19 protein-coding genes are annotated in these 25748 nt (G+C 71.6%); 12 read left to right on the top strand and 7 right to left on the bottom strand.

Annotated elements, in window-relative coordinates:
• The first annotated feature begins 26 nt into the window (after positions 1-26).
• On the top strand, positions 27-3650 hold the full coding sequence (locus tag WME85_RS14810; RefSeq protein ID WP_437838815.1) for a PHP domain-containing protein: 3624 nt from the start codon (positions 27-29) through the stop codon (positions 3648-3650).
• Positions 3651-3937: 287 nt separating this feature from the next.
• Here WME85_RS14810 and WME85_RS14805 read toward each other — a convergent pair whose 3' ends face one another.
• From WME85_RS14805 to WME85_RS14790, 4 genes are all read right to left on the bottom strand, one after another.
• Positions 3938-5668: an OmpA family protein gene (locus WME85_RS14805; protein WP_437842299.1), complete on the bottom strand. Its 1731-nt coding sequence runs from the start codon at positions 5666-5668 to the stop codon at positions 3938-3940.
• A 711-nt stretch (positions 5669-6379) separates the two neighbouring features.
• The gene (locus WME85_RS14800) at positions 6380-8218 is read right to left on the bottom strand and encodes an IgGFc-binding protein (protein WP_437838813.1); all 1839 of its coding nucleotides are present in this window, start codon (positions 8216-8218) and stop codon (positions 6380-6382) included.
• Between the two features lie 373 nt (positions 8219-8591).
• Positions 8592-9629 carry a cytochrome d ubiquinol oxidase subunit II gene (locus WME85_RS14795; protein ID WP_437838811.1) on the bottom strand — a complete coding sequence of 346 codons (1038 nt, stop codon included), beginning with the start codon at positions 9627-9629 and terminating at the stop codon, positions 8592-8594.
• Positions 9619-11022, bottom strand: a complete 1404-nt coding sequence (locus WME85_RS14790) for a cytochrome ubiquinol oxidase subunit I (RefSeq protein ID WP_437838809.1) — start codon at positions 11020-11022, stop codon at positions 9619-9621. Before WME85_RS14790 ends, WME85_RS14795 begins: the two co-directional genes overlap by 11 nt.
• 146 nt (positions 11023-11168) lie before the next feature.
• On the opposite strand from WME85_RS14790, the gene WME85_RS14785 reads away from it, so the two are divergent.
• Genes WME85_RS14785 through WME85_RS14775 form a run of 3 tightly spaced genes read left to right on the top strand, consistent with a single transcriptional unit; the run spans position 11169 to position 14300 of the window.
• The gene (locus tag WME85_RS14785; RefSeq protein WP_437838807.1) at positions 11169-12479 is read left to right on the top strand and encodes a thymidine phosphorylase; all 1311 of its coding nucleotides are present in this window, start codon (positions 11169-11171) and stop codon (positions 12477-12479) included.
• 53 nt (positions 12480-12532) lie between these two features.
• Positions 12533-13546: a sensor histidine kinase gene (locus tag WME85_RS14780; RefSeq protein WP_437838805.1), complete on the top strand. Its 1014-nt coding sequence runs from the start codon at positions 12533-12535 to the stop codon at positions 13544-13546.
• A 22-nt stretch (positions 13547-13568) separates the two neighbouring features.
• Positions 13569-14300, top strand: coding sequence for a response regulator transcription factor (locus WME85_RS14775; RefSeq protein WP_437838803.1), 732 nt, complete (start codon positions 13569-13571; stop codon positions 14298-14300).
• Positions 14301-14397: 97 nt separating this feature from the next.
• Here WME85_RS14775 and WME85_RS14770 read toward each other — a convergent pair whose 3' ends face one another.
• On the bottom strand, positions 14398-14838 hold the full coding sequence (locus WME85_RS14770; RefSeq protein ID WP_437309740.1) for a hypothetical protein: 441 nt from the start codon (positions 14836-14838) through the stop codon (positions 14398-14400).
• A 129-nt stretch (positions 14839-14967) separates the two neighbouring features.
• Positions 14968-15435 (bottom strand): DUF3293 domain-containing protein, encoded by a 468-nt coding sequence (locus WME85_RS14765; protein WP_436617061.1) that lies wholly within the window; start codon positions 15433-15435, stop codon positions 14968-14970.
• Positions 15436-15747: 312 nt separating this feature from the next.
• Between WME85_RS14765 and WME85_RS14760 the strand changes: the two genes are divergently transcribed.
• The 8 genes from WME85_RS14760 (at position 15748) to WME85_RS14725 (ending at position 24730) form a co-directional block, all read left to right on the top strand.
• Positions 15748-16818 (top strand): ABC transporter ATP-binding protein, encoded by a 1071-nt coding sequence (locus tag WME85_RS14760; RefSeq protein WP_437838801.1) that lies wholly within the window; start codon positions 15748-15750, stop codon positions 16816-16818.
• Entirely contained in the window at positions 16815-17561 is a 747-nt protein-coding gene (locus tag WME85_RS14755; protein WP_437838799.1) for an ABC transporter permease, read from the top strand. Before WME85_RS14760 ends, WME85_RS14755 begins: the two co-directional genes overlap by 4 nt.
• On the top strand, positions 17561-19321 hold the full coding sequence (locus tag WME85_RS14750) for a GldG family protein (protein WP_437838797.1): 1761 nt from the start codon (positions 17561-17563) through the stop codon (positions 19319-19321). Before WME85_RS14755 ends, WME85_RS14750 begins: the two co-directional genes overlap by 1 nt.
• Positions 19321-21678, top strand: a complete 2358-nt coding sequence (locus WME85_RS14745) for a DUF4340 domain-containing protein (RefSeq protein ID WP_437842297.1) — start codon at positions 19321-19323, stop codon at positions 21676-21678. The genes WME85_RS14750 and WME85_RS14745 overlap by 1 nt, the downstream gene beginning before the upstream one ends.
• A 63-nt stretch (positions 21679-21741) precedes the next feature.
• Positions 21742-22656 carry an SH3 domain-containing protein gene (locus tag WME85_RS14740; protein ID WP_437838795.1) on the top strand — a complete coding sequence of 305 codons (915 nt, stop codon included), beginning with the start codon at positions 21742-21744 and terminating at the stop codon, positions 22654-22656.
• Between the two features lie 89 nt (positions 22657-22745).
• Positions 22746-23549: an alpha/beta fold hydrolase gene (locus tag WME85_RS14735; RefSeq protein WP_437838793.1), complete on the top strand. Its 804-nt coding sequence runs from the start codon at positions 22746-22748 to the stop codon at positions 23547-23549.
• 117 nt (positions 23550-23666) lie between these two features.
• Positions 23667-24239, top strand: a complete 573-nt coding sequence (locus WME85_RS14730) for a hypothetical protein (RefSeq protein ID WP_437838791.1) — start codon at positions 23667-23669, stop codon at positions 24237-24239.
• A 155-nt stretch (positions 24240-24394) separates the two neighbouring features.
• Positions 24395-24730, top strand: a complete 336-nt coding sequence (locus WME85_RS14725; protein WP_437838789.1) for a hypothetical protein — start codon at positions 24395-24397, stop codon at positions 24728-24730.
• A 257-nt stretch (positions 24731-24987) separates the two neighbouring features.
• Here WME85_RS14725 and WME85_RS14720 read toward each other — a convergent pair whose 3' ends face one another.
• Positions 24988-25473 (bottom strand): response regulator, encoded by a 486-nt coding sequence (locus tag WME85_RS14720; RefSeq protein WP_436617053.1) that lies wholly within the window; start codon positions 25471-25473, stop codon positions 24988-24990.
• Between the last annotated feature and the right edge of the window lie 275 nt (positions 25474-25748).

Genomic DNA, 25748 nt, shown 5'->3' with positions numbered 1-25748 from the left:
TCTCTGTGCGGCGAACACACCGCTGGTTGACGAGGATCGCGCTCCTCCCGCTCGCCGCCGCCGCGCTCGCCGCGCCCGCGCTCCCGAGCTGCGGCGGCGACCGGCTGCTCCGCGCCAAGCAGATCGAGCAGCGCGCCGAGCTCGTCGGCGGCCCGGTGGCGATGGCCGACGTCGGCGACTTCCTGCTCGAGAACGACCAGATCCGCGTGGCGATCCTGGGCGGGCGGGACTCGCCCGGCCCCGGGATCTTCGGCGGCGCGATCGTCGACGTCGACCGGCGGCGCGGCCGGATCGGCGAGGAGGGCGGCCAGGGGCGAGACCGGTTCGCCGAGATGTTCTCGCTCGCCAACCTCATCGTGCCCGACCCGACGGCGACCGACGTCTCCGTGCTCGCGGACGGCTCGGACGGGGCAGAGGCCGGGATCCGCGTCGAGGGAGACGGCGAGTTCCTGTTCGAGGCGATAGGCCTGCTCCGGGCGCAGGAGGACCTGCTCGGCCTCTTCTTCCCCGACGTGCGCTCCAGGATCCGCTTTCGGACAGACTACCTCCTTCACCCGGGCGATCGGTTCGTGACGGTGCGCACGACGCTCCTGCTCGACGACAAGCCGCCGCCCAGCTGCGCGCCGCAGCGGAGCTGCGAGGAGTGCCCGGACGGGTACAAGCAGGACCCGGGCGGCTGCCCGACGTGCGAGTGCAGCGACGTGCTCCCGCTGGACATCGCCACCGCCCCCGTCTCGGTGTTCGGCACCATCCTCGGGGATCCGCCCGACGACGCGCAGCAAGCGGCGTCGCGCCGCGCCGGCATCGTCGCCGGCGATTTCGTCTTCTTCGGCAACCAGAACGACGTCTTCGCGCCCGGGGCGGGCTTCGACGAGGACACGGCGGTCCAGGACGCCTGGAACGCCGGGCGGAACTCGTTCCAGGAGCCGCTCACCTTCGACTTCGTGGCCGCGGCCGGCGGGGACGTCAGCTATGGTTACTTCACGAAGGCCGAGGAGGGCGCGGCGCCGTCGGTGGTCAACGTGCCCCTCTTCGCGAGCGCGGCGACAGCGTTCCTGTCCGCCAGCCGCTCGTGCCTGTTCAGCGAGGAGGACGACGCGGCGTGCGACGTCCATCGCGCGTTCAGCTACGAGCGCTACCTGGCCGTGGGCGACGGCGACATCGCGAGCGTGACGGACGTGATGCACCGGCTCCGCGGGACCGCGACAGGCACGGTCAGCGGCCACGTGCTGTGGCAGGACACCCTGGAGGGCGCGCCGAACGCGCGGGTGTTCGTCTTCTCCGATCCGGATCCGTCGCGGCCCTTCGGCTCGCTGGACGAGCTCGTGGCGGCCAACCGGGAGGCGCGCGGCGACGTCGGCCTCGTCAATCAGATCGACGCGGACGTCGGCCTGGACCCGTCCGAGGACGGCGACTTCCGCGGCGCCCTGCCGCCCGGCAGCTACGTGCTCGTGGCGCGGAACGCGGCGGGGACGTCGATGTCGGCGCCCGTCCGGGTGAGCCTGCGGGCCGGGGAGCAGGTCGCGATCTCGCCGCGCCTGCCCGCGCCGGCCAGGGTGCGCTACCGCGTCGCCGACGGGACCGGCCAGCGGGTGCCGGCCAAGATCGCCTTCGCCTCGCTCGACGCGGCCGGGAGGCGGCTCGCGGGCGACGGGCGGCGCAGGGTCTACCTCGGCGACGGGCGGCTCGGGAACGGCAACCGCGCCATCGAGGTCACGGCCACCGGCGAGGGAGAGGTGGAGATCGAGCCGGGGCGATACCAGATCACCGTCTCGCGAGGCATCGAGTACGGGATCCACGTGGAGCGCGACGTGACGCTCGCGCCGGGCCGCGCGTTCCAGCTCGACGCCACGCTCGTGCGCGAGGTCGACACGACCGGGTGGATGTCGGCCGACATGCACCTCCACTCCAGGCCGAGCTTCGATAGCGGGATGCCGCTGCCGCGGCGGGTCTCCACCGTGGCGGCGGAGGGCGTCGAGCTCGCTGTGTCGACCGATCACGACGTGGAGACCGATTACCAGCCGACCGTGCGCGCGCTCGGGCTCGAGCCCCACCTCGTCACGGCGATCGGGGCGGAGATCACGACGCTGGAGCAGGGGCATTTCATCGGCTTCCCGCTCAGGTACGACGAGCTCGACGTGCCGAGCCACGGCGCCCACGACTGGACCTGCGAGCCCGGCGGGACGATCCTCGACGCGATCCGCGCCTCGGGCGACGGCACGGTGGCGCCCTTGACGATCGTCGCCCACCCGCGCGACGGCTTCTTCGGCTACATCGATCAGCTCGGCGTCGACACCTACACGATGGGCCGGACACCGACGTTCCTCGAGGAGAACAACCCTGTCTTCCGGACCGCGAGCTGCGACTTCGACGCCATGGAGATCATCAATGGCAAGCGGTTCGATCTGGTGCGCACGCCGAGCCTGGCCGAGGTCGTCGACTGGAACCGCTGCCTCGCGCGGCTGAACGCTGCCGGGAGCGCCGCGGAGGTCGAGGCGGCGTGCCCCGAGGTGGCGGGCTGGCTGCGCGCGCCGTGCGCGTTGCCCGGCGGGGCGACGTCTGGGCCGGGCGGCGACCCCGGCTCCGCTGCGGTCCTCGTCGCGACAGCGGATTGCAAGCGCCGCGCTCGCACGGAGCTCGCGTGGGCGCTCATGAAGCGCGTGCTCGCCCGGACGCCCGACGAGCAGGACAGGAACTGGAGCTTCTCGGGAACGAGCGCTGATAGCCAGGAGCTCTGCGGTCCCGCCGCGCTCGGCGACGGGCCGGTCACCGAGGGGGCGCGCGACGAGCCGTGCACCTACAGGGCGGGCCAGGTCGACGACTATTTCCGCTACCTCGAGCGCGGGTTCCTGCCGGCGCAGGTCGCCAGCAGCGACGGCCACGACGGCTCGAAGGAGCCGGGCTTCCCGCGGACCTATTTCCGGAGCGCGACCGACTCCCCTGCTGCCCTGGAGACGCCGGCCGCGGTCGAGAGCCTGCGGGGCGCGCACGCCTTCACGACGTACGGCCCGTTCATCCGGGCGACCATCGGCGGCAAGACGTACGGCGAGGTGGCGGCGGCGAGCGCTGGAAAGCCGCATGAGCTCCTCTTCGACGTCCAGACGGCGAGCTGGTTCGGCGTCGATCGGGTGGAGATCTACCTCAACGGCAGGATGATTCGCCTGCTGGAGCCGACGATGCCGCCGACAGCGCTCGTGGACGTGCGCGGCAAGGTCACGTTCACGGTGCCGGACCGCGACTCCTGGGTGGTGATCATCGCGATGGGGCTCGAGGACAGGAACCTCATGAGCCCTGTGTCCCTGGACGTCCCGTTCGGGGAGATCCAGCTGTCCCGGCTGGCGAGCGACGCGTTCGGCAGGATCCCGGCGATCAACACCATCTTCGCGCCCACCCCGACGGTGCCGGACTGGTCGCCGGTCCCGCCCTATGCGGTCACGAATCCGATCTACCTCGATGTCGACGGCAACGGCCGTTACGACGCTCCGCTGCCGAGGCCTGACTTCTGCTCTCGTCCGTGCGATCCGGACGTCCTCGATCCCGAGCAGTGTCCCGCGAAGCAGGACTGCCTGACGGAAGAGAAGGTCTGCGGCTTCCCGATCCCGGGCAAGTGCGACCATCGCCGTCCGGCGCTCGGCCATCACGACGACTGACGGACGGCGGCGCCGCGGAAGAGCGCGAGCGCGCCTTGATGGCGAGCGCCCGCGCGGAGAACGCTCCCGTGGAGAACGCTCGCGCACCGCGCCGCGCAGGGCGCGCCGGCGCGGTGAGGGCGAAGCCCCGCCGGCTCTGGGAGACGAGGTTGCGCGCGCGTCACGGGGCACGCGCACGCAAGCCTCGCCGGCTCAGGGAGACGAGGTTGCGCGCGCGTCACGGGGCACGTGCACGCAAGCCTCGCTTGATGTCGGGGGATGAGCCGGAGGGCCGCTCCGGGCGGAGCTTACCGGCCCTCGATGGTCTGCGACTTGATGTGGAACTCGACGCGCCGGTTGCGCTGCCGGCCTTCCGGCGTGTCGTTGGACACGAGCGGCCGGCGGGAGCCGTAGCCCGCGGAGGTGAGCCGCTCCGACTGGACTCCCTTGTTGATGATGTAGATCCTGACCGCGGTGGCGCGGTTCTGAGCGAGCCTGTCGTTGTAGTCGATGGTGCCCTGGTTGTCGGTGTGCCCCTCGATGCTGAGCAGCTTGATCTCGGGGTTCGCCTTGAGCAGCCGCACGACCTCGTCGAGGATCGGATAGCTCTGCGGGAGGATCCTGGAGCTGTCGAACTCGAACTCGACCTGCTTCATGATCTCGATCTCGGCGGAGCCCTGGATCCTGCGGATGTAGTACGGGCAGCCGTTCTTCTCCGGGTCGTCGACCACGACCTGTCCCGGCTCCTTCGGGCACTTGTCGACGGCGTCGGGGATGCCGTCCTGGTCCGCGTCCTCCTCCGGGCAGCCGTCGCGATCGTCGATGCCGTCCTTGTCCTCGGGGTCGTCCGGGCACTTGTCGACGACGTCGGGGATGCCGTCGCCGTCGCGATCGGGCATGTCCGGGCAGCCGTCGCTCGGCTTCGGCTGCTTGCCGTCCTCGGGGTCCTCCGGACAGAGGTCGATGACGTCGGGGTAGCCGTCGCCGTCGGCGTCCTTCTCCTGCTCGATCACGAAGTTGAAGCCAGGCGAGCGGGCCTCGGACTCCTCGATGCTGAACGAGCCGCCGAAGACGGCGACCCCGCGGAAATCGGGGGCGTAGCCGCCGCTCAGCCGGGTGCCGACGCCGGCGCCGGCGTAGAGCGCCCTGTCCTGGGTGAGGAACATCTTGCTGTTGAGCTGCCACTCGATCGGCGAGGCATCGAGCTCGCCGCGCGTCTCCTTGATGAGGCCGAACGAGCCGAAGACCTCGGCACCGAGGCGGATCGTGCCGTCGCGCAGCGGGACGTAGCCGCCGACGCCGTACGTGAGCTCGCTGCCGACGTGGAGCTCGTGGAGCTGCACGTGCGGCCGGATCGCGACGCCGGTGTTGAGCGTGACGAGGAAGTCCTTGAAGTCGTACTCGGCGCCGATGCCGAACGCGCTGCTCACGGTCCTGTCGCCGGCGAACGAGTACGTGTTGCCGATGGGCACGAAGACCGCGCCGGTGAGCCCGAGCCGGAAGCGGCGCTCGTCGAGCTCCAGCGGGACGACGCGCGCGTCGATCCGGAGGTCCATGGGCGCGGCGGTCTTGAGGTCGACGCTCTGGTCGAGGCCGAGCTCGCGGTTGTACGTCTGGTTGCCGTCCTGGAAGAGGGTGATGGGGAACGAGACCTGGAGGGCGCCGCGGCCGAGGATCTCCACGCCCGCGTTCAGGTACGTGATGAGCTGCGAGGTGACGGGGCCGTCGCCCTGGAGCCGCTCCTCGATGGCGAGGTCGTCGACGTAGTTGTCGTTGCGGAGCGGGTGGACCGACACGCCGAGCCCGAGCTGCCCGAAGAGGCGGGTCCGCTCGCCCATGTGGGGGCGCCAGACGCCGATCCCGTCGTCGGGGGCGCCGGCCATCCTGAGGCGATCGAGGTAGAAGGTCCGGTCCTGCGCGCGCGCGGTGGAGGGCGCAAGCGCGGCGAGGGCCGGGGCGGCCAGGGCCGCTGCGGTCAGCGCGCAGCGCAGGCGCGACCGGTGTCGCGGCTTCCGGCCCGGCAGGTGTCGTCGATCCATCACGGTGAGCTGTCCTCCAAGCAACGCTCGAAAAACGAGGTTGACGCGAGCGTTCCGCCGCATGCGGGCCGGCGTCCGGGCGGGAGACTACTCGGGCCGGGGGAGGATGTCTCCTGGGTCGAGCCAGGAGGTGCGAGGAGCGCCGCGAGCCGGGGCGAGCAGCGCTGCGAAGCCGGGCAAGGAGCGCCGCGAGCCGGGGCGAGCAGCGCTGCGGAACCCGGGAGGCAGCGTCCGGGGCGCACGACGGGCAGGACTTCCGTATGGGTGGCGGCATGGGGCAGGACTTCCGTGCGGGTGGCGGCATGCGCAGCGCGGCGGTGGCGACGACCTCTTGCGATCCGACGGCCGGTACGGCAGCGCCGCTCGAGCACAGGCGTGGATGACTTTTTAGCCGCTGCGGCGCTGAACAGGATCACCTGAAGGCTGCTCAGGCATGACGAGTCCTGCGGAAGCGGCTCGGGCGGAGCGGAGACCAGCCGGCGATGGATCGGTCAGTCAGAGGGCGTTCGAGCGCAGGACGGCAGCGCGAGATGTCGTGGGCACAATACCCTGCGGGGTTATTTCCGCGCCTTCAGGATCGTACCCGCGTTGCGGTCTAACCAATAGACGTGCGTACCGTCGACAGCGATGCTCGTGGAGCATTCTTGCCCTTCGGCGAGGGGACGGGGGCACCGCCGTCAACCGGGACCTTCATGACCGCCGCTACGTCGCCTAGTTGGCCGTGGGAGGAATCTCGACCTCGTTGATCGGCAGGAACCCAGCGCCCGCAGGGTAGGCGTAGGATACACGGTAATTCTGCTGGATCGCCCCCCATCCCCAGACCGTGACCCCGAATGGAAGATCGCTCCGCATCTCGTGCCGACCGTTGACACAACTCCCCACCGGCTCGAAGTTCCCCGTCGTCAGATCGACGATGGTGTACTCGTAATCGCCGACAGGCTTCCACCCGCTGAGCTTACCTGCGCAGTCCAGCTCGACATCGGCAAACTCGCCATTCACCTTCGACCGGGTGCGCACGACGACGAGGCTCGTCTCCGGGTAAGTCGGGTCGGTGAAGAACACGTAATAGTCCAGGAACTGGGACGGAGGAACCACGTTGATCCAGTCCGGATCTCCAATGGTCATGAAAGCATTGCCGCCGGTCATGTACTGACCGACATAAAAGGGTGAGTTCACCCCCTGGCTCCTGACGACGAAGGGCTCGCCAGACTCGAACTCATATACCTCACCGAGGTTGATGGAATCCGGAGCGCCATCCGGCTTGGACGGCTCCCAGGTGAGCTCTGTGCCATCGACCATGCCCACGATCCGCCAGGGCGGCGTCTCGTCGCGATCCGCGATACGGTTCCGGTAGCGAACCGACACGTATTCGTTGCCAGTAGCTCTGACAGGCGCTATCTGCTGCTGTCCCGAATCGCAGTCGCCAGTGGTATTCGGCACGACCATGCAAGCATGGGCGCCGAAGACACCGACGGGCTTGGTTGACTCGATGGGGCTGCCGGTCAACTCCTCCGACTGTGTGATCTGGAGGAATTCACCAGCGTTTAGCGTGTAAGTCTTCGCCTCCCCCTGGTTGGCAGCCTCGACGTTCGTACCCGCCAGGACGTCGACCTTCGGCAGGATGGTCACGTCGGTATCATCCTGGTGCGCGACGATCGCCAGCGAGGGATACGCACCTTGGTAATCATCCGGCGACACCGACTCTGACTCCGAATAGCCATTGATGGCAACGTAATTGGTGTCCCAGGCACTCGTGGGCAGGAGCAGGGTCGCGGAGGTGAACGCAGCTTTTCCGCCACCGTAGGGGAGCATCTGATAGGCCACGACGGGATAGTCGGTCGTGATGTGGAATGCGGTTCCGCGACCGGTCCCCATCACGCCGGTCTCCAGATCGAGCGCGCCGACTGCGGGGCAGTCTTCAACGCTCGCCGCTGCAGATTTCCTTGAAAGAAACAGGACGGCGACCTGTCCGACAGCGAGCCCGTCGTTCGAACTATATTTATCGTAATCGACGCGGCTCGTCACCTCATTCCACTTGGGAATATAGGCGAAGTTCTCGGCCGGGAGCTGCTCGCCGCCGCGCTCGACGTTGATATGCACCGGCAAGTCCCACGTGTTCGCGATCATCGCGGCGAAGCACGCGCCCTTGGTGGTCGGCATCAGCGCCGTCTTCAGCGCCCAGTAATCGCAGCCGTACGAGCTCTTCGACTTCTCCGCCGCCTCGCACGGGTTCGGCTCGCACTTCGCGTTGACGCACCCCTCTTCGGGCTCGCACTCCTCGACGGTCACGCCATTGCAGCTGATCACCTTCTTGAGGTCGTTGGAGCACGTGTACTCGCACATGCCCCCCTGCCCGAAGGTCCCCGTGCTGTCGGAGCCGCCGGAGCCGCCCTCGGCGCCGCTGCCGCCCGTGCCACCGGGGCCCGTGCCGCTGCCGGTGAGCTCGCCACGGTACGAATCAGAGCAGGCGGCGAACGAGCCCGTCACACCGGCTGTCGCTGCAAAGAAACCCACTATCGCGTGTCGACGGTATCTAGCCATGTTCGCCATCTCTACAGGGCTCCTTCCCCCACAAGCATCCTGAAACTTCTTGACTGCGAGCCTAACACGGTTCCCGCGCCCTGGGGAGGCCCGCGAAAGCGCTCGCGTTTTTTCACCGGCCTCATGAGAGAGGGTTGCGGCTTTCAGGAATGCAATGCGCGCCCCACCTGACGCCGCCACCCTCTGGCGTCCGGACGGACAGAGGCCCTGTTGAGCGAGCCTACCTCACGCCTCTCCAGCGGGTAGGTCGAGGTGGTCAGCGATTGCGGCCCGACTGCGACCGATCGGCAACGATTGCGGCCGATCGCGGCAGCTCGCGGCCGATTGCGACTTCCACGCACCTCGGCCCTATGGCCGCTCGCGACTTCCACGCACCTGGGCCCTACTCCCGCTCATGACCGTCATCACCGTCCGACGCCGCACCGGCCCGGCCGCTCCCGAAAATACGGAAAAGGACGTACAGCGAAGGGAAGAGCAGCACGAATCCGACGGCGAGAACCCAGACAAGCAATCGCAGCGTCTTCGGGTTCGCCGCGGCCCCCGCGAGCGTCACGTCAGGCACGACGAGGAACGGGTACTGCGAGGCCGCCCAGCCCAGCAAGATCAGCGTGACCTGCGCCGCCGCCGCGAGGCGCGCCAGACGGAAGCGGCGGGTCCACAGCGCGAAGAACGCCGTCGTGGCCGCGACGCCCGTCGTGACGTGAAGCGGCCAGGTGATCGGATGATCCGTCAGACCCTCTCGGATGAGCGGGGCGCCATCGAACGAGGTTGCGAACGACGCGAGCGCGAGCGCCGCCACAACGCAGCCCGAGACGAGCGCGCGCCGCCGGAAATCGTCCACGAGCGCCGGCTCCGTCGCCTCGTTCGTCAGGTAGACCGCCGCGAGGAACGCGAACAGCGCCAGCGCGAACAGGCCGACCACGAGCGGAAAGAGGGAGAGCCACGGGGCGAAGAAGCCGCTCGTCACCACCCCCGACGCCACCCGGATCCGGCCCGACGCGATCGCGCCGACGATCATGCCGAGCAGCACCGGCGCGATCACGCTCGCCAGCGAGAAGACGAAGCCCCAGCGCTTCTGCTGCCGATCACCCCGCGAGTCGTAGCTGCGGAAGCTGAACGCCGAGCCGCGGAACACGACGCCCACGAGGAACAGCGTGATGGGGACGTGCAGCGCGATCGAGATCGCCGCGAAGGCCGATGGGAACGCGCTGAAGAGCACGACCACGACCAGGATCAGCCACACGTGGTTGGCCTCCCAGATCGGGCCGATGACCTTCTCGATGAGCGCGCGCTGCTCGCGCTTCCGCGGGCCGGACGCGAGCAGATCCCAGACGCCGCCGCCGAAATCGGCCCCGCCGAGGAGCGCGTACAGCACGAGCGCCGCCACCATCACCCCGCCGAGGACCCACTCAACGAGCATCGGCCGCGCCTCCCCCGAGCAAGCGCGGCTCGCCGCCGCCCCCCGCGCGCTCGCCGCCGCCCCCCGCGCCGGGTGCGCGCGGCCCGCTGCCCGTCACCCCGAGCGGCGCCGCGCGGAGCTGGCGCACGAGCAGGTAGGTCACCACGACGCCGAGGAAGACATAGAGCGCCGTGAACATCCAGAAAGGCGCCGCGAGGTGCGGGAACGGGGTCACCGCGTCGCGCGTGCGCATCGCGCCCCGCACGATCCAGGGCTGGCGCCCGAACTCCGTCACCAGCCAGCCCGCCTCCATCGCCACGATGCCGAGCGGGCTCACCAGGACCGACGCCCAGAGGAACGGGCGCTGATCCGGGATCCCCCTGCGGCGCCACGCGAGCACCGCCGCGACCACCGCGAGCAGCGCCATCGCGGAGCCCGCGGCCACCATCACCTGGAACGAGAGGTGCGTCGCCGTGACCGGCGGCCACTCGTCGCGCGGGACGGCGTCGAGCCCCGGCACCACCGCGTCGGGATCGGCGTGCAGGAGGATCGACAGCCCGCCCGGGATCTCGATCGCGTGGTCGACCTCGCGGCGCTCCACGTCGGGCAGGCCGCCGATCAGGAGCGGCGCGCGGGCCGAGGTCTCGAAGTGCGCCTCCATCGCGGCGAGCTTGGCGGGCTGCCCAGCCCCGACCTCCACCGCCGCGAAGTGGCCGACGAACGGCTGCGCCAGCGCCGTCACCCCGGCGATCGCGAGCGTCACCGCGAACGCCTTCCGGAACAGCGGGCTGCCCGGGTGCCGGAGCAGCACCAGCGCGTGGATCCCCGTCATCACGAACGCGGTCGCCTGATAGCAGGCGAGGATGCCGTGCAGCGTCTCGTGCTTCCACGGCGGGCTGAACATCGCCGCGATCGGGTCGATGTCCACCGGGCGCCCGGACGCCATCGCGAAGCCGGCCGGATCGTTCATGCACGCGTTCACGAGGATCACGAAGAACGCCGAGAGCGCGCCGCTCAGCGCCACGAGCGCCCCGGTGAGCAGGTGCAGCTTCGGCGGGAGCTTGCCGCGGCCGTAAAGGTAGATGCCGAGGAAGATCGCCTCGGTGAAGAACGCGAACCCCTCGAGCGAGAACGGCAGCCCGACCACCTCGCCGAACGTCCCCATGAAGCTCGGCCACAGGAGGCCGAGCTCGAACGAGAGCACCGTCCCCGACACGGCGCCCACCGCGAACAGGATCGCCGTCCCCTTCGCCATGCGCTTCGAGAACTCGAGGTAATCGCGATCGCCCGTCCGGTGCCAGAGCGCGTCCGCGATGACCATGATCAGCGGCAACGCCACCCCGGCGGCGGCGAAGATCATGTGAAATGCCAGCGACAGGCCCATCTGGGCCCTGGCGTAGAGGAGGCTGTTCATGAGGCGCCGTGCGGCTCCCTTCCACCGTGCGAACGCGACCGGCACCGTATCCGCTGTCCTGCGGGGGCGGCCCGCGCGCTCCCACGGACAATAGGGAGGACCGCGCCAGGTACAAATAGGGTCGAACCCGGGTAAGCTCGACCCCGATGCAGACCCTTGTCGAGCTCGTCGCCAGGAAGCGCGACGGCGGGCGGCTGTCCGATGACGAGATCGCGCGGCTCGTCCGCGCGCACGGCGACGGCGAGCTCGCCGACTACCAGATGAGCGCGCTGCTCATGGCGGTCTTCTTCCGCGGCATGGACGACGCCGAGACCGTCGCGCTCACGCGGGCGATGCTCCACTCGGGCGACGTGCTCGACCTGTCGAGCGTGCCCGGGCGCAAGGTGGACAAGCACTCGACCGGCGGCGTCGGGGACAAGGTCTCGATCTGCCTCGCCCCCCTCGTCGCCGCCTGCGGCGTCCCGGTGCCGATGGTGTCCGGCCGCGGCCTCGGCCACACCGGCGGCACGCTCGACAAGCTCGAGGCCATCCCGGGGTTCGATGTCGCGCTCGACACCGCCGCGTTCGCGCGCATCGTCCGCGAGGTGGGCACGTGCATGATCGGGCAGACCGCGCGGGTCGCGCCGGCGGACAAGCGCATCTACGCGCTGCGCGACGTCACCGCAACGGTCGAGTCGATCCCGCTCATCGTCGCCAGCATCCTCTCGAAGAAGCTCGCGGAGGGCATCGACGCGCTCGTGCTCGACGTCAAGGTCGGGCGGGGCGCGTTCATGAAGACGCTGGACGACGCCCGCGCGCTCGGGACGGCGCTCGTGCGCGTCGGGACCGCGGCCGGCAAGCGCGTCTCCGCGCTGCTGACCGACATGAGCGCCCCGCTCGGGCGCACCGTCGGCAACGCGATCGAGACCCGCGAGGCGATCGAGGTGCTGCACGGCCGGGGCCCGGGCGACCTCGTCGCGTGCACGCTCGCGCTCGCCGAGGAGATGCTGATCGCGGGCGGCGCCGCGGCGAGCGCCGCCGAGGCGCGCGCGAAGCTCGAGGCCGCCATCGCGAGCGGCGCGGCGGCCGAGGTCCTCGCGCGGATGATCGCCGCGCAGAAGGGCGACCCGGCCGTGGTGCAGGACCCCGGCCGGCTCCCCAGCGCCCCCGTCGTGGTCGAGGTCGCGGCGCAGGACGAGGGGTACGTCGTCGCCGTCGATCCGCTGGAGATCGGGCTGTCCGCCGTCGCGCTCGGCGCCGGGCGGACGCGCGCCGACCAGCGCGTGGACCCCGCCGTCGGGATCGAGCTCGCCGCCGTGCGCGGCGACCGCGTCGACCGCGGGGCGCCCCTCGCCCGCGTCCACGCCCGGGGCGCGGACGACGCGCGGGCCGCGGCCGCTCGCGTCCGCGCGGCCTTCCAGCTCGGCCCGGCGCCGGCCGAGGCGCCCGCGCTCGTGCTGGAGCGGATCGAGCCGTAGCCCTGCGCCCGAGGCCGCTCGCGGCCGGGGCGCCGCCCCATTAAGCTGCCGTCATGCGGACCCCGAGGCGCGACCTCACCACGCTCGGCTACCGGCGGATCATCCAGCTCCTCGTCTACCTGGTCATCGTCCCCGGCGTGCTCCTGTCGGGCGTGGGCTTCCTCCTGCTCGTGCTCGGCGAGGCCCAGTACAACCTCATCGTGGGGATCCTGGTCCTCACGTTCTGCGGGACGCTCGCGACCGGGGTCATCCTCGTGTGGGTCTTCCTCCGGCGCGAGCGCAACCTGTCCGAGCTCCAGGCCGACTTCGTGTCCAAGGTCTCGCACGAGCTGCGCACGCCGCTCACGTCGATCCGGATGTTCACCGAGACCCTGAAGCTCAGGCGCGGCGACACGAGCAGCGAGGATCGCTGCATCGACGCGCTCACGAAGGAGAGCGCCCGCCTCCAGCAGCTCATCGATCGGCTGCTCGACTGGGGGCGCATGGAGAGCGGCCGGCGCGTCTACGAGCTGTCGGAGCACCACCTCGAGGACGTCGTCAACGAGGCGATCCACGCCTTCGAGCCCACCCGCGAGAAGCGCAGCGTCGAGCTCGACGTCGCCGTCGACGCGAACCTCCCGCCCGTGCTCTGCGATCGCAGCGCGCTCGTCGACGCGACCGTGAACCTGCTCTCGAACGCCTACAAGTACGGCGGTCAGCCGCGGCAGATCCGCGTCTCCGCCCATGTAACGAACCGGTCGGCGCTGATCACGGTCCGCGACAACGGCAAGGGCATCGCCCGCCAGGAGCACAAGCGGATCTTCGAGAAGTTCTACCGGGTCGACGACCTCCTGGCCCGGCAGCAGGAGGGCTCCGGGCTCGGGCTGTCGATCGTCAAGCACGTCATCCGCGCGCACGGGGGCAGGATCCTCGTCGACAGCGAGCCCGGGAAGGGCAGCACGTTCACGCTCGTCCTGCCGATCCGGAGCGCACCGAAGACGAGCGCCGCCGCGAGGCGCGCGCTCGACGTCGCGACCGCGGGCCCCGAGCCCGCGGAACACGCCGCCGGAGCGGACGCGCCGCGGTAGGCGCGGCGCCTCCGGTCCGGACATGAACATGCTAGAGGACGTGCTCAGCATGACCCGGAACCCTCAAGCCTCAGCGCGGACCGTCCTGCTCGTGGAGGACGACCCCAGCATCGCGATGGGCCTCGAGATGAACCTGACCGCGGAGGGCTACCGCGTCCTCGTGGCCGAGGACGGCGAGCGCGGGCTCACGCTCGCCCGCGCCGGCGGGATCGACCTCATCATCATCGACGTCATGCTCCCGCGCCTGAACGGCTTCGAGCTGCTCCGCATGCTCCGGAGCGAGCGGCGCACGCTCCCGGTGATCATGCTGTCGGCGCGCGGCGCCGAGATGGACAAGGTGATGGGCCTCGAGCTCGGCGCCGAGGACTACATCACGAAGCCGTTCAGCCTGGCCGAGCTGCTCGCCCGGGTGAAGGCGGTGCTCCGGCGCGACGCGATCGCGCGCGCGGACGCCGAGCAGCTGCACGCCGGCGACATCGTGATCAACGCGGCCACGCGCGAGGTCCGCCGCGGCGACGCGCTGATCGATCTGACGGCGACCGAGTTCGACGTGCTGCTCTGCCTCGCCGAGGCGGGCGGCCGGGTCCTGTCCCGGGAGCAGATCCAGGCCAAGGTGTGGGGCCCGACGCACCACGGTACCCCGCGCACGATCGACAACTTCATCCTCCAGCTCCGCAACAAGCTGGAGGACGACGCGGCCGCCCCGCGCCACCTGGTCACGGTGCGCGGGGTCGGCTACCGCTTCGTGCCCTGACCGCCGCGCGGCGCCACGCCAGCGCCCCGCCGTGCCCGCGCCGGCCCCCGTCAGCGCGGGAGCCCTGACGGGGCCAGCCCCGGCCGGGGCGGCCCGTTCAGGGCGCCTGACAGAACTTGTTGATGTTGTCGACGAGGGGATCTTCCTGCTTGATCGCCTTCTCGATCGCGGCCTGGGCGGTGTTGCTCTTCTCCGCGTCGTTGGCGTCGGCCGCGGTCGCCAGGTCGCGCGCCGCCTTGGCGACGTCCTTGGCCATGGCCTGGTACTCGCCCGAGAACTTCTGCAGCTCCGGGGTGGTCAGCTTCACCTGCGCCGCGTCGGCCGCCACCTTGTCCATCGCATCGGCCATCGCCTTGAGCTCGCTCGACCCGCCCTGGTCGGAGCCAGCCTTGGTGCCCTTCTCGATGCTCTGAACGCCCTTGTTGATGACCTCGATGAGCGCGTTGCACTCCGAGACCTTGTTCTGGCCGCAGCCGCCAGCGCCGGCGACGAGCCCGAGCGCGGCGACGAGCGCCGCGAGGGTGACCTGGGTGCGCATTCTCCTGTGTCTCCTCATGTGGTGAGCGAGGCCGGTCCGCCCATCCCTAAATGCCAAGGCATGAACCCACATTTTGCGGGTATGTTTCAACATGGAATCGGCGATCCGCGGTCGCGGGCGCCCCCAGCGTCACGACCGAACCCGCCAGTTGCCCTGGAAAGTTCGGCCGATGTCGTCAGCTGTCGGGTCCGTGATGATGAGCTCCGGCCGGCCGCCTTGCGCGAACACGATCGTGTTCTGCCGGAAGACGCGGCCGAAGGAGATCGCCTCGTCGCGGTCCATGCCGTGGACGAGCCAGGCCGGCTCGCGCCAGATGCCCTCCGGCTCTGCCTCGGATCCGACGCACGGCTCCACCCGGTAACACCCGAGGATCAAGAGATCGCGGAGGACGTGGTGGCGCTGATCGTTCACCCGGCGGGGGATGAGCATCGAGCGCGGGTTGTAGGCGGTGAGCACGGCGAACTTGCGGGTCAGGAGGTCGGGGAGCCCGGCCTGATCCTGGACGATCTCGCCGTCCAGCGAGACGCGCAGCGTGCCCGCCGCCGTGGGGAACTCGTAAATGGTCGAGAAATACGACCGGAGGAGCGTCTGATCCATCGTGAAGCGGTGGGGGTGAGGGGGCCGCGGCGCTCGGCGCACCGGGTGCGTCGCGCGGCGGAGGGGCCCGTGGCCTGAGCGCCCGGGCCGCCGGGCACGACGGCGGAGGGTTACCAGAGACGCGCGGCTCTGGCTACTCGGCGGCGATCGGCGCGCCGCGCGTCGCCGCGACGCATGGAACTCCGGGCGCGCGCTTCCCCTGCCCCGCCCGGTGCGCTAAGCGTTCCGCGCGTTCGTCCAGCGTGGCGCCGCGCGCTTGCCCGCGCCGCGCGCGGCGCCGACTGCCCCCGACCCCCCCGCCCCGATGTCCCGATGATCGAGGTCGAGCACCTCTCCAAGTCCTACGGTCCCCACCAGGCGGTGAGCGACCTCTCCTTCCGGGTGAGCCAGGGCGAGATCGTCGGGTTCCTCGGGCCGAACGGGGCAGGCAAGAGCACGACGCTGCGCATCCTGGCGGGGTTCCTCGGCGCGACCTCCGGCCGGGTGCGGGTCGCCGGGTACGACATCGCCGAGGAGCCGATGCGCGCGCGGGCCTCGCTCGGGTACATGCCCGAGACCTCGCCGCTCTACCCGGAGATGCGCGTCTCGGAGTACCTCGCCTTCCGCGCCGAGCTGAAGCTCGTGCCCCGGCGCGCGCGCCGCGAGGCGGTCGCGCGGGCCCTCCGCGACGCGCGCATCGAGGACGTGGCGAGCGTGATGATCGGCCACCTCTCGAAGGGCTACCGGCAGCGGGTCGGGCTCGCGGACGCGCTCGTCAGCGACCCGCCGCTGCTCATCCTCGACGAGCCCACGGCGGGCCTCGATCCGAACCAGATCCGCGAGGTGCGCGCGCTCGTGCGCCGGCTCGGGCGCGACCGCACCGTGCTCCTCTCGACGCACATCCTCTCCGAGGTCGAGGCGACCTGCACGCGGGCGCTCGTGATCGCCCGCGGGCGGCTCGTCGCGGAGGGGTCGATCGACGAGCTCCGCGCGATGCGCCGCGCGTCGGGCGTGCGCGTCGTCGTGCGCGGCGCGGCGGACGCGGCGCTCGCGGTGGCGCGCGGCGCGGCGGAGGTCCGGTCCGCCGAGGTGGAGCCGGCCGGCGACGCGGCGCGGCTCACGGTCGAGTTCGACGCCGGCGCCGACGCCGGCGCGGCCACCGAGCGGCTCGTGGGCGCGCTGGTCGGCGCGGGCTTCGGGGTGCGCGAGCTCGTCCCGCGCGCCCCGTCGCTGGAGCAGGTCTTCTCCGAGCTGACCGCCAACGACGACGACGGCGAGCAAGGCGCCGCCGACGAGCCGGCCGCGCCCGGGCCGGGCGGCGAGGGCGAGGCGCCCCGGCGCGCGGCCCAGAACCAGAAGAAGAGCAGCGCGGGGCGCCGCGGCGCGGTGAAGGAGCGGCGGTGAGGGGCTTCTGGCCGATCTTCAAGCGCGAGCTCTTCTCGCTGTTCGTCACGCCGCTCGCGTGGGTGCTGATCACCACGTTCCTGGTCGTGCAGGGCGTGCACTTCTTCCTGATCGCGACCCAGTTCGCGGGCGAGGTGGAGCTCTCGGCCGACACGGGCCCGGTGCAGGTCTTCTTCGGCCAGACGATCCTGATCTACCTGCCGCTGATCTTCGTCTGCCCGCTGCTCACGATGCGGCTCTTCGCGGAGGAGCGCAGGAGCGGCACCATCGAGGCGCTCCTCACGGCGCCCGTCGGGTCCACCGGCGTCGTGCTGGCGAAGTTCGCGGCGGCGCTCGTGACGTACGTCGCGATGTGGGCGCCGACGCTGCTCTACGTGGTCCTCATCGGCAAGACCGGCGAGCTCGACTGGCGGGTCGTGGGGTCGAGCTACCTCGCCGTGGTCGCGGTCGGCGCCGGCTACCTCGCGATCGGGACGATGACGAGCGCGCTGACGAAGAGCCAGCTCATGGCCGCGGTGCTCAGCACGATGGCGGTGATGGGCCTGTTCATCCTCGGCATCGGGGAGTTCATCTTCCCGGACGGCCCGGCGCACGACCTCTGCGCCTACGTCTCGGTGTGGACGCAGATGAACGACTTCTCCCGCGGGATCGTCGACCTGCGCCGGCTCGTCTTCGACGGCACGGTGATCGCGCTGCCGCTGTTCGTGACCGTGCGCGCGGTGGACGCGTGGAGGTGGGGCTGATGGCCGGAGAGCAGCCCGGGCCGGCTCCGCGGTCCACGGAGGTCGGGACCCCGCCTTCGCGGGTCCCTCCGTCCACGCAGGTCGGGACCCCGCCTTCGCGGGTTCCTCCGGGCACCCCGCTCGGCGAGAAGCTCTCGGCGAGCGTCGGGATCATCGCCGCGATGGTGCTCGCGGTGCTGGTCAACCTGCTCGTCGCGCGCCACTACAGGCGCTGGGACTGGACGCAGGGCGGCCTGTACACGCTGAGCGACGCGACGGTCTCGACGCTGCGCGCGCTCGAGGAGCCGATCCGCGTCTACGTCCTGCTCTCCGAGGGCGACCCCCTGACGCTCTCGGTGCGGCACCTGCTCGACGCGTACCGCGCCGAGACGTCGCGCATCGAGGTCGAGGTGACCGACCCGGACCGGCGCCCCGCGGAGTTCCTGGCCGTGCAGCAGCGCTACGGCGTCGTGGCGGGCAAGACCGAGGACGGGCGGATCGTCACGGACGCGGCGATCATCGTCGCGCGCGGGGACCGGCCCCACTTCCTCACCGCGAGCGACCTGGTCGAGGTGGAGGACGAGGACGACCTGCGGGCGCGCCCGCGCCTCGAGCAGGCGCTGACGGGCGCGATCCGGAGCGTCGTGCGCAGCGAGCGGCCGCTGGTCTGCTTCGCGAGCGGCCACGGCGAGAAGTCGGTCGACGTCGGCGGCGCCGGCGGGCTCGCGGCGCTCAAGGACCGGCTCAACAAGAACAACTACGAGGTCGTGGAGCTCGGCGGCGGCCGCGGCGGTCACGACCTCGGCGACGACGACGAGGAGGCCGGCGCCGCGCCGAAGGAGCCCGCGCCGGAGGTCGATCTCGACCGCTGCCGGGTGCTCGTCCTCGCCGAGCCGAGCCAGCCCGTGCCCCCGCGCGACGTGGCCCGCTACCGCGCGTTCGTCGAGCGCGGCGGCAGCGCGCTGATCGCGGTCGGCCCGGTGCCGGACGAGAGCGACCAGCGGTACGTGGACCTCGGGCTCTCGGGACTGCTCGCCGCGGCGGGGGTCGAGCTCCGGTCGGACTTCGTGTTCGAGCTCGACCCGAAGCTCCGCTCGACGCAGGGCTTCGGCGAGACCTTCTCGCCCATCGTGAAGCCGCACCCGATCACCGAGGCGCTCGTCAAGGCGGCCGATCTGGGGCTCGGCCCGGTGCTCACGGTGGCGAGCTCGCTCGCGCCCACGAAGAGCGGGCCCGTGGCCCCGGCGCCGCTGCTCGTCACGAGCGACAGGGCCTTCGGCATGGTCGATTTCTTCGGCTGGGCCAGGGACCCGTCGGAGCCGAAGCCGCGCGACGGCGATCACCCGGGGCCGCTCACGGTCGCCTACGCCGCCGAGCTGCCGAAGCCCGCGGGGTCCAGCGCCGCGCACGGGCCGCGGGTCGTGGTGGTCAGCTCGCCCGGCGTGCTCTACGGCGCGAACTGGCAGAGCCCCGAGCTCCGCGGGACGGCCGTCTTCGTCGAGAGCGCGCTGTCGTGGCTCGCCGCGAGCCCGCCCATGCTCGACATCCCCGACAAGCCCGCGGTCACCGCCGGCCTCCGGCTCAGCGAGGACTCGCTCTCGGGGATCTTCCGCTACGTCATCGTGTACATGCCGCTCGCGGCGGCGTTCCTCGGCCTCGCCGTGCACCTGTCGCGGCGCGGCTCCGAGCGTCGCCGCGGCGGCCCCGACGACAGGCGCGGCCCCGGCGCGCCCGCCGGCCGCGGATCGCCGCGCGGGTCCGAGCGCGAGGGGGCGCCGTGATGCGGCCCCTCCGCCGGCACGCGACGACGCTGGTCCTCGTCGTGCTCGCCGCCGCGGCCGCCGTCGTGCTGCTCGTGCTCGACCGGGGCGCGGTGTCCACGGACGAGGCCGAGCGCCGCAAGAAGCACCTGTTCGAGGCGTGGCGGGCCGACGAGATCACCGAGCTCACCGTGACGCTGGCCTCGCCCGGCGCGCCGCAGACAGCGCGGCTCACCCGCGGCGAGGTCAACGACGCGGGCCAGCGCCCCTGGAGCGTCGAGATCGACGGCCAGCGCTACCCGGCCGACGAGCCCGCGGTCGACCAGCTCCTCGGCACCCTGGAGTTCGCGACGGCGGAGCGCCGCGTGCCCGCGGAGGCGAGCGACCCGGCCGCCCTCGGCCTGGCCTCCCCCAGGCTGTCCATCGCGGTCGCGATGGGCCCGCGCCGCGACCGGCTGCTGCTCGGCGGCAGCGCCCCGACGCCGCCCGGCGCCGTCTACGCCGAGGTCGCCGGCCGGGGCGTCTTCGTCATCTCGAAGCAGCTCGCCGCGGCGCTCGACGTGCCGCCGGATCGCCTTCGCTCCCGGAGCTTCGTCCCCTACCTCGGTGCGGAGCTCGCGGGGCTCACGCTCGAGGGCGAGGGCGGCGCGCGGCGGTTCTCGCGCGCCCCCTGGGGAGGCGGCCGCGGCGCCGGCTTCCGCTTCGCCGAGGGCTCGCCCGAGGGCAGCGGCGTCCGGGTCAGCGCGCCGGCGATCGACGGCGTGCTCTCGGCGCTCGGCCGCCTGCAGGCCGAGGAGTTCCTCTCCGAGGAGGAGGCGCGGCAGGCCCTGGCCTCCGACGGCCCCCGGGTCACGCTGACGCTCCTGCCGAGCGATCCCTCGGCGAAGCCCGGCGTGATCGACGTCGGCGGCGACTGCCCGGACAGGCCCGACCACGTCGTCGCGGTGCGGCGCGAGCCCACGCGCGCGGCCGCGTGCGTGCCCGCGAGCGTCCTCGAGCCGCTCACCGAGGAGGCGTCGCGCTTCGTCGACCTGGCCCTCGTGGGCGCGCCGCTCGACGAGGTCGCCGAGGTGAAGCTCGCTGCCGGCGAGCGCTCGCTGGAGCTCGCGCGGTCGGGCAGCGAGTGGCACCTGCGCGCCCCGGAGGACCGGCCTGTCCCGACGGAGACGGGCCGCGCCCTCGTGCAGGCGATCCTCGACGTCCGCGCGACGCGCCTCCTCCCCTCGGCGAGCGATCCCGGGGCGCTCGGCCTCGTCCCGCCCCGGGCCATGCTCCGCGTCGTCTCGACGCCGCCGGAGTCCCCGGGCGAGGGCGAGCCGCGCGAGCGGGTCGAGACGCTCGAGATCGGCGCCGAGCAGGAAGGCGTGGTGCACGTCCGGCGGCTCGAGGACGCCGCGATCGCCGAGATCCCGGCCCCGGCCGCCGGAGCGCTCCTCCCCTCCGAGGTGTCGCTGCGCTCCATGCAGGTGCTCGATTTCGCTCGGGATCAGGTGAGCGCGCTGCGCGTCGAGCGCCCTGGCCTGGTCCAGCGGCTCCGCCGGACGGGAGACGGCGCCTGGGAGCTCCTCGAGCCGCGCGGCGAGGGCCTCGCGGCCGACGACGCGCTCGCGGACGAGCTCGCCGAGCAGCTCGGCGGCCTCAAGGCCGAGCGCTGGGTCGCCGCGGACGCCGGCCAGGGCTACGGGCTCGGCGCCCCTCGGCTCGTGGTCGAGGCCGAGCTGGCCTCCACGCCGGAGCGCGACGACGGCGCTGCGGGCGGCGCTGCGGCGCGCCCGGCCCGGGTCGAGCTCGGCGCCCTCGCCGGCGCTGGCTCGTTCGCGCGCGCCGGCAAGGGCGGTCCGGTGTTCGTGGCGCCGCCGGCGCTCGAGGCCGCGGCCGGGCGCCTGCTCCTCCGCCGCGACGTCTTCGTGGTCGCGCCGCAGGAGATCGCGCGGGTGACGCTCGTCCCCGCGGACGGCAAGCCGGTCGTCGTCGAGGCCTCGCCGGGCGGCTTCACCGTCGCGGGTGCGGGCGGCGATCAGGCCAGCGCCACCGCGACCGCCGCGGGCGTGCGCGACGCCCTCGCCGACCTGCGCGCCGAGGGCGCCGTGACCCTCGGCAAGCCGGAGAAGCACCACGGGCTGAGCCCGCCGCGGCTCCGGATCAACGTCGATCTCGCCCGGCCGCAGGCTGCGCCGGCCGGCGAGGGCGGCGCGACCCCGCCGCGCCGCGCGCCGGGCTCCTTCACCATCGCGATCGGCGCGGGCGACGCTTTCCGCGGCACGAACGTCTTCTACGCGCGGCGCGACGGCGTGGACGCCGTCTACGCGATCGCGCAATCCAGGGTGCGGCCGCTCCTCGAGGCGGCGGGGCTCGCGGGCGCCGCGGGGGTGCGGTGAGCGGCCCTGCTCGAACGGACTATTTCGTTCTGGCGGCCCACCTGTGCTAGGCGACGTGCTGGCATGGCGAAGGCGGACATGGCGAAGCGGCAGCGCCCGCTGACGGTCGACATCCCCCGTCCCGGCGATGAGCAGCCGGTCTGGTCGCGGGTCGGGGTGGTCGCGCTCGTGGGGTTCGTCGTCGGCATCGCCTGGCCCAGGCTCGCCGGCGTCCGTATCGGCCCGAGCGTCCCCGGCGACCTCAAGGCGACCGCCGAGACGGCGGCGGCGGCAGCGCCGCCCTCCCCTGCGGCCGCCGCGCCCGGGACCGCGGAGCCCGACGCCAAGCCGCCGGAGGCCACCGCGAAGGACCAGCAGCAGGTGGTCGTCGGCCCCGGCAGGATCACGCGCTGCTCCGACAAGAAGAACAAGAAGATCGAGGACTGCGGGGAGCTCCAGTTCGACCCGATCGCCCTGCCCCGGCTGAAGGAGCTCGCCCAGTGCCCGGCTGCGCTCGGGGTCGACGGCAAGCTCCCGATCGGCTTCGAGCTCAACTTCGAGAAGAAGGAAGTGCAGGTCGTCAAGGGCAAGAAGACGACCCTGCCCGCCGCGACGGCCAGCGGCATTCTCCAGTGCGCCGCGCGCGAGTTCTCGAACGTGTCCCTCGAGGAGGTCCCGCACAAGTACCGCCGGTACTCCCTCGTCTACACGGCCACCTTCGTCCCCCCGGGCGCGCAGGCTGAGCCCACGAAGGCCGCGGCGGGCGGCGAGGAGCAGGAGCAGGCCGCCGGCACGACGACGAGCGAGACCGCCGTGAGCGGCCTCGCCACGGTCAGCTGGGATACCGCGCTCGTCCGCGGGGCGCCCAAGGAGGGCGACGTGGTCATGCGCCTCGTGCGCGGGACGCGCGTGAAGCTCGTTGGCCGGCAGAACGATTGGTACAAGATCGAGCACCGGGGGAAGACGGGTTGGATGTACCGCGGCGCGATCGGGCTCTAGCCGCCGCGGCGGCCTCTGCGGGCGCCGCGCCGGGGCGCCGGCGCCGCCGCGCCTGACCAGCCTGGCATCGGTCCTCCAGGAGGTGCTCGATGGCACGGTTCGACCTCGGGGGTTTTGCGCTCTACTACGAGGAGCTCGGGCGGGGCCGCCCGGTCGTGTTCCTGCACGGCGTCTGCATGAGCGGGCGTTTCTTCCACCGCCAGCTCCCGTACTTCTCCGCCGGTTACCGCGCCCTCGTGCCCGACCTGCGGGCGCACGGTCGCTCGACCCAGGTGCCGTCCGGCCACACCCTCCCCACGTACGCGCGCGACCTCCGCGCGTTCCTGGAGCGGCTCGCGCTCGACGACGTGGTGCTCGTCGGCTGGTCGATGGGCTGCCTCGTGATCTGGGAGTACGTGAGGCAGTTCGGGACCGCGCGCCTCGCGGCGACCGTCCTCGTCGAGCAGTCCCCCTCCGACTTCAAGTGGCCTGACTGGCCGCTCGGCGCGTTCGACCTCGCGGGGCTGACGGAAGCCATGGAGCAGCTCCAGACGGACCGCGACGCCTTCGCACACGAGTTCATCTCCCTCATGTTCAAGGACCCTCCGGCCGAGGCCGACCGCCGGTGGATGTTCGACGAGATCACCCGCCTGCACGAGTCGATCGCCGGGGCGATCCTCTTCGATCAGACCCTGCGGGATTACCGTCCGGTCCTCGGGTCGCTCGCGGTCCCATCGCTCGTGATCATGGGTCGGGACGAGAAGCTGGTCCCGGTGGCGGCCGGCGAGCACCTCGTTCGCCACCTCCCCGACGCGCGGCTCCTCGTCTTCGAGGGGAGCGGCCACTGCCCCTTCCTCGAGGAGCCGGATCGGTTCAACGAGGAGGTCGACCGGTTCATCCGCTCGCTGCCCTGACGGGCGCCGGGCGCCGCTCGCTTCCGGGCGCCGCGCTCGCTTCCAGGCGCCGCGCTCGCGCGATTGCGGGACCGCGCGCGCTGTCGCGCGTCGGTTCGCGTAGAATGGTCGAGGCCGATGACGCGCAAGCACTCCCTCCCCCTGCTCAACCTGGGTCACCCCGCCCGTGCCGTGGCGCCCACCTCCGCGAAGCCCACGGTCGACGAGGTGCGCGAGCGCCTCGGCGGGCGCGCGTCGACCGAGCCAGGCGTGGGCGAGCTGGTCCTGCTGACCACCGCCGCGGGCAAGGCGCTGCCCGGGGTGGTCCTCTTCAGGCGCGGCGCCGCCATCGACGTGTGGATCGATGCCTCCGCAGAGGCATCGTCCGTCCAGGACAAAGACATGCGCTCGCTGTCGATGCGCTCCGTGAGCCACCGAGGTCTGGTTCGTCGCGCTCGCCCCGCGGACGTCGCGCCGCTGCGCGTCCCTGCGCCGGAGTCGCTCGTGGCCGTCGCTGCGGACGCGCGCGTCTTTGCCGCGCTGAGCGAGGGCCAGCGCATCCGATTCCAGGACGGGGGCGATCTGGCCGAAGGCACGCTGGTCGAGAAGTGCCGCTTCGGGGGCCTGGTGCAGCGCGACGACGGGGGCATCGTCGGCGTCGGTTTCCGCCGGCTCTGGCCGGCGCAGGCCGAAGGCGCCCCGCGGAACTGAGGGAGCTGCGCTGAAGTGTTATCGCGGGCACGCGCGCTGCCTGGCGCGCGCCGCGGGCAGCCAACGTGCGGCTTGTACCTCCTCCTCGAACGCGATAAGAGGGGCAGCGTCATCGTAGCTCGCGCGCCGCGCGTCCAGGTTGGAGGATACCGCCCTTGAAGCTCGTCCCCTCGTTCACGGTCGCCCTCGCGCTCGCCCTGCTCGCGGGCTGTGGGCCCTCGCTCTCGGGTCTGTGCGGAGACAAGTGCGAGTGCACGGGGTCTTGCAGCGATAGCGACGAGGATGTGTGCGTCGATCGCCTCGAGGACGCCGAGAGGTCCGCGGAGTACGAAGGCTGCGAGGACCAGTTCGACGAGGCCATCTCCTGCATCGACGACGAGTTCGTTTGCGACGGTGATGACGTCGATATCTCCGGATGCAGCCGGCCGCTCGAGAACCTGCGTAAGTGCGCCGGACTCGACGTGAGCGCCGCCGTGTACACCCAGTTCTGAGGGTCCGGCGCGGCGCATGCCGTGCATGGCAGTCCGCGCAGCTCCCTTCGAGCCATCGGGACACGGCCCCTCGTCCGAGGTGCGCCAGCCCTGCCCGGCGCGCGTCCTGCCGAATTGGCCGTGTATCCCGCGCGGCGCGCGCGGTTGCGTCTTCGCGGCCTCGGCAGCGAGAGATCTGCTGCTCCCTGGGGAGGTCCTGTCCGATCGAAAGGGGTCGCCGGTGAGGCCCGGTCGCGCGCCGGGGCGGCCCAGATGGGTTATTCGCCGAGGTGGGTGCGGACCTTCATGAGCAGCGTGTCGCTGTCAAAGGGCTTGATCAGGTAGTCGGTGCACCCGTTGGCGAAGCCGATCTTGATGCTGGTCTGATCGCTCCTCGTCGTCATCATGATGATCGGCACGGTCTTCGTCGCGTCGAAAGCGCGGAGCCACCGACAGGCCTGGAAGCCGTCCATGGCCGGCATGACGACGTCCATGAGGATGAGATCGGGGCGCTCCGCCACCGCCTTGGCGATGGCCTCTTTACCATTGCGCGCGATGACGATGTCGTAGACGTCGACGCCGAGCGTCAGCTGCTGCGATAGCAGCGAAGTCAGCGAATCATCGACGACGAGGATCTTCTTCTTGCGAGCCGCCTCGCTGGGCTGGCTATTTGGCGCGGACGGCCGGCTCCGCGGCGCCGAGTCGGAAGCGGAGGCCGTTTCCGGAGAGCTCTTTCGCGAGGAGTCGACACGACGATCGGCCATGAGGGAGCCTCCATGAGGAGGCGCCGTTCCCTAGGGCGCCTCCGGAGTGTTCAGGTTGCAACGAGTGGTCCCCCCGTCACCTTACCAGGATCGCTACCGCACCGGAACCAAGTTCCACTGTCACCCGATGTGGCCAAACCCGCGAAAGTACTCCTGAACAGACTGTTCGCGTCCTCGCCGTCCCGCCGCCGCGCTAGCCGCTGAAACCGCCTGACGAAAGGCGGAGTCGCCCTGGAGCGCACAACGAGCTCAGGACCGGACCAGACGGAAGCTCA

This window comes from Sorangium sp. So ce1153 (genome assembly GCF_051521595.1).
Taxonomy (GTDB): Bacteria; Myxococcota_A; Polyangia; order Polyangiales; family Polyangiaceae; genus Sorangium.
This window is presented reverse-complemented; position numbering and strand designations above follow the sequence as displayed.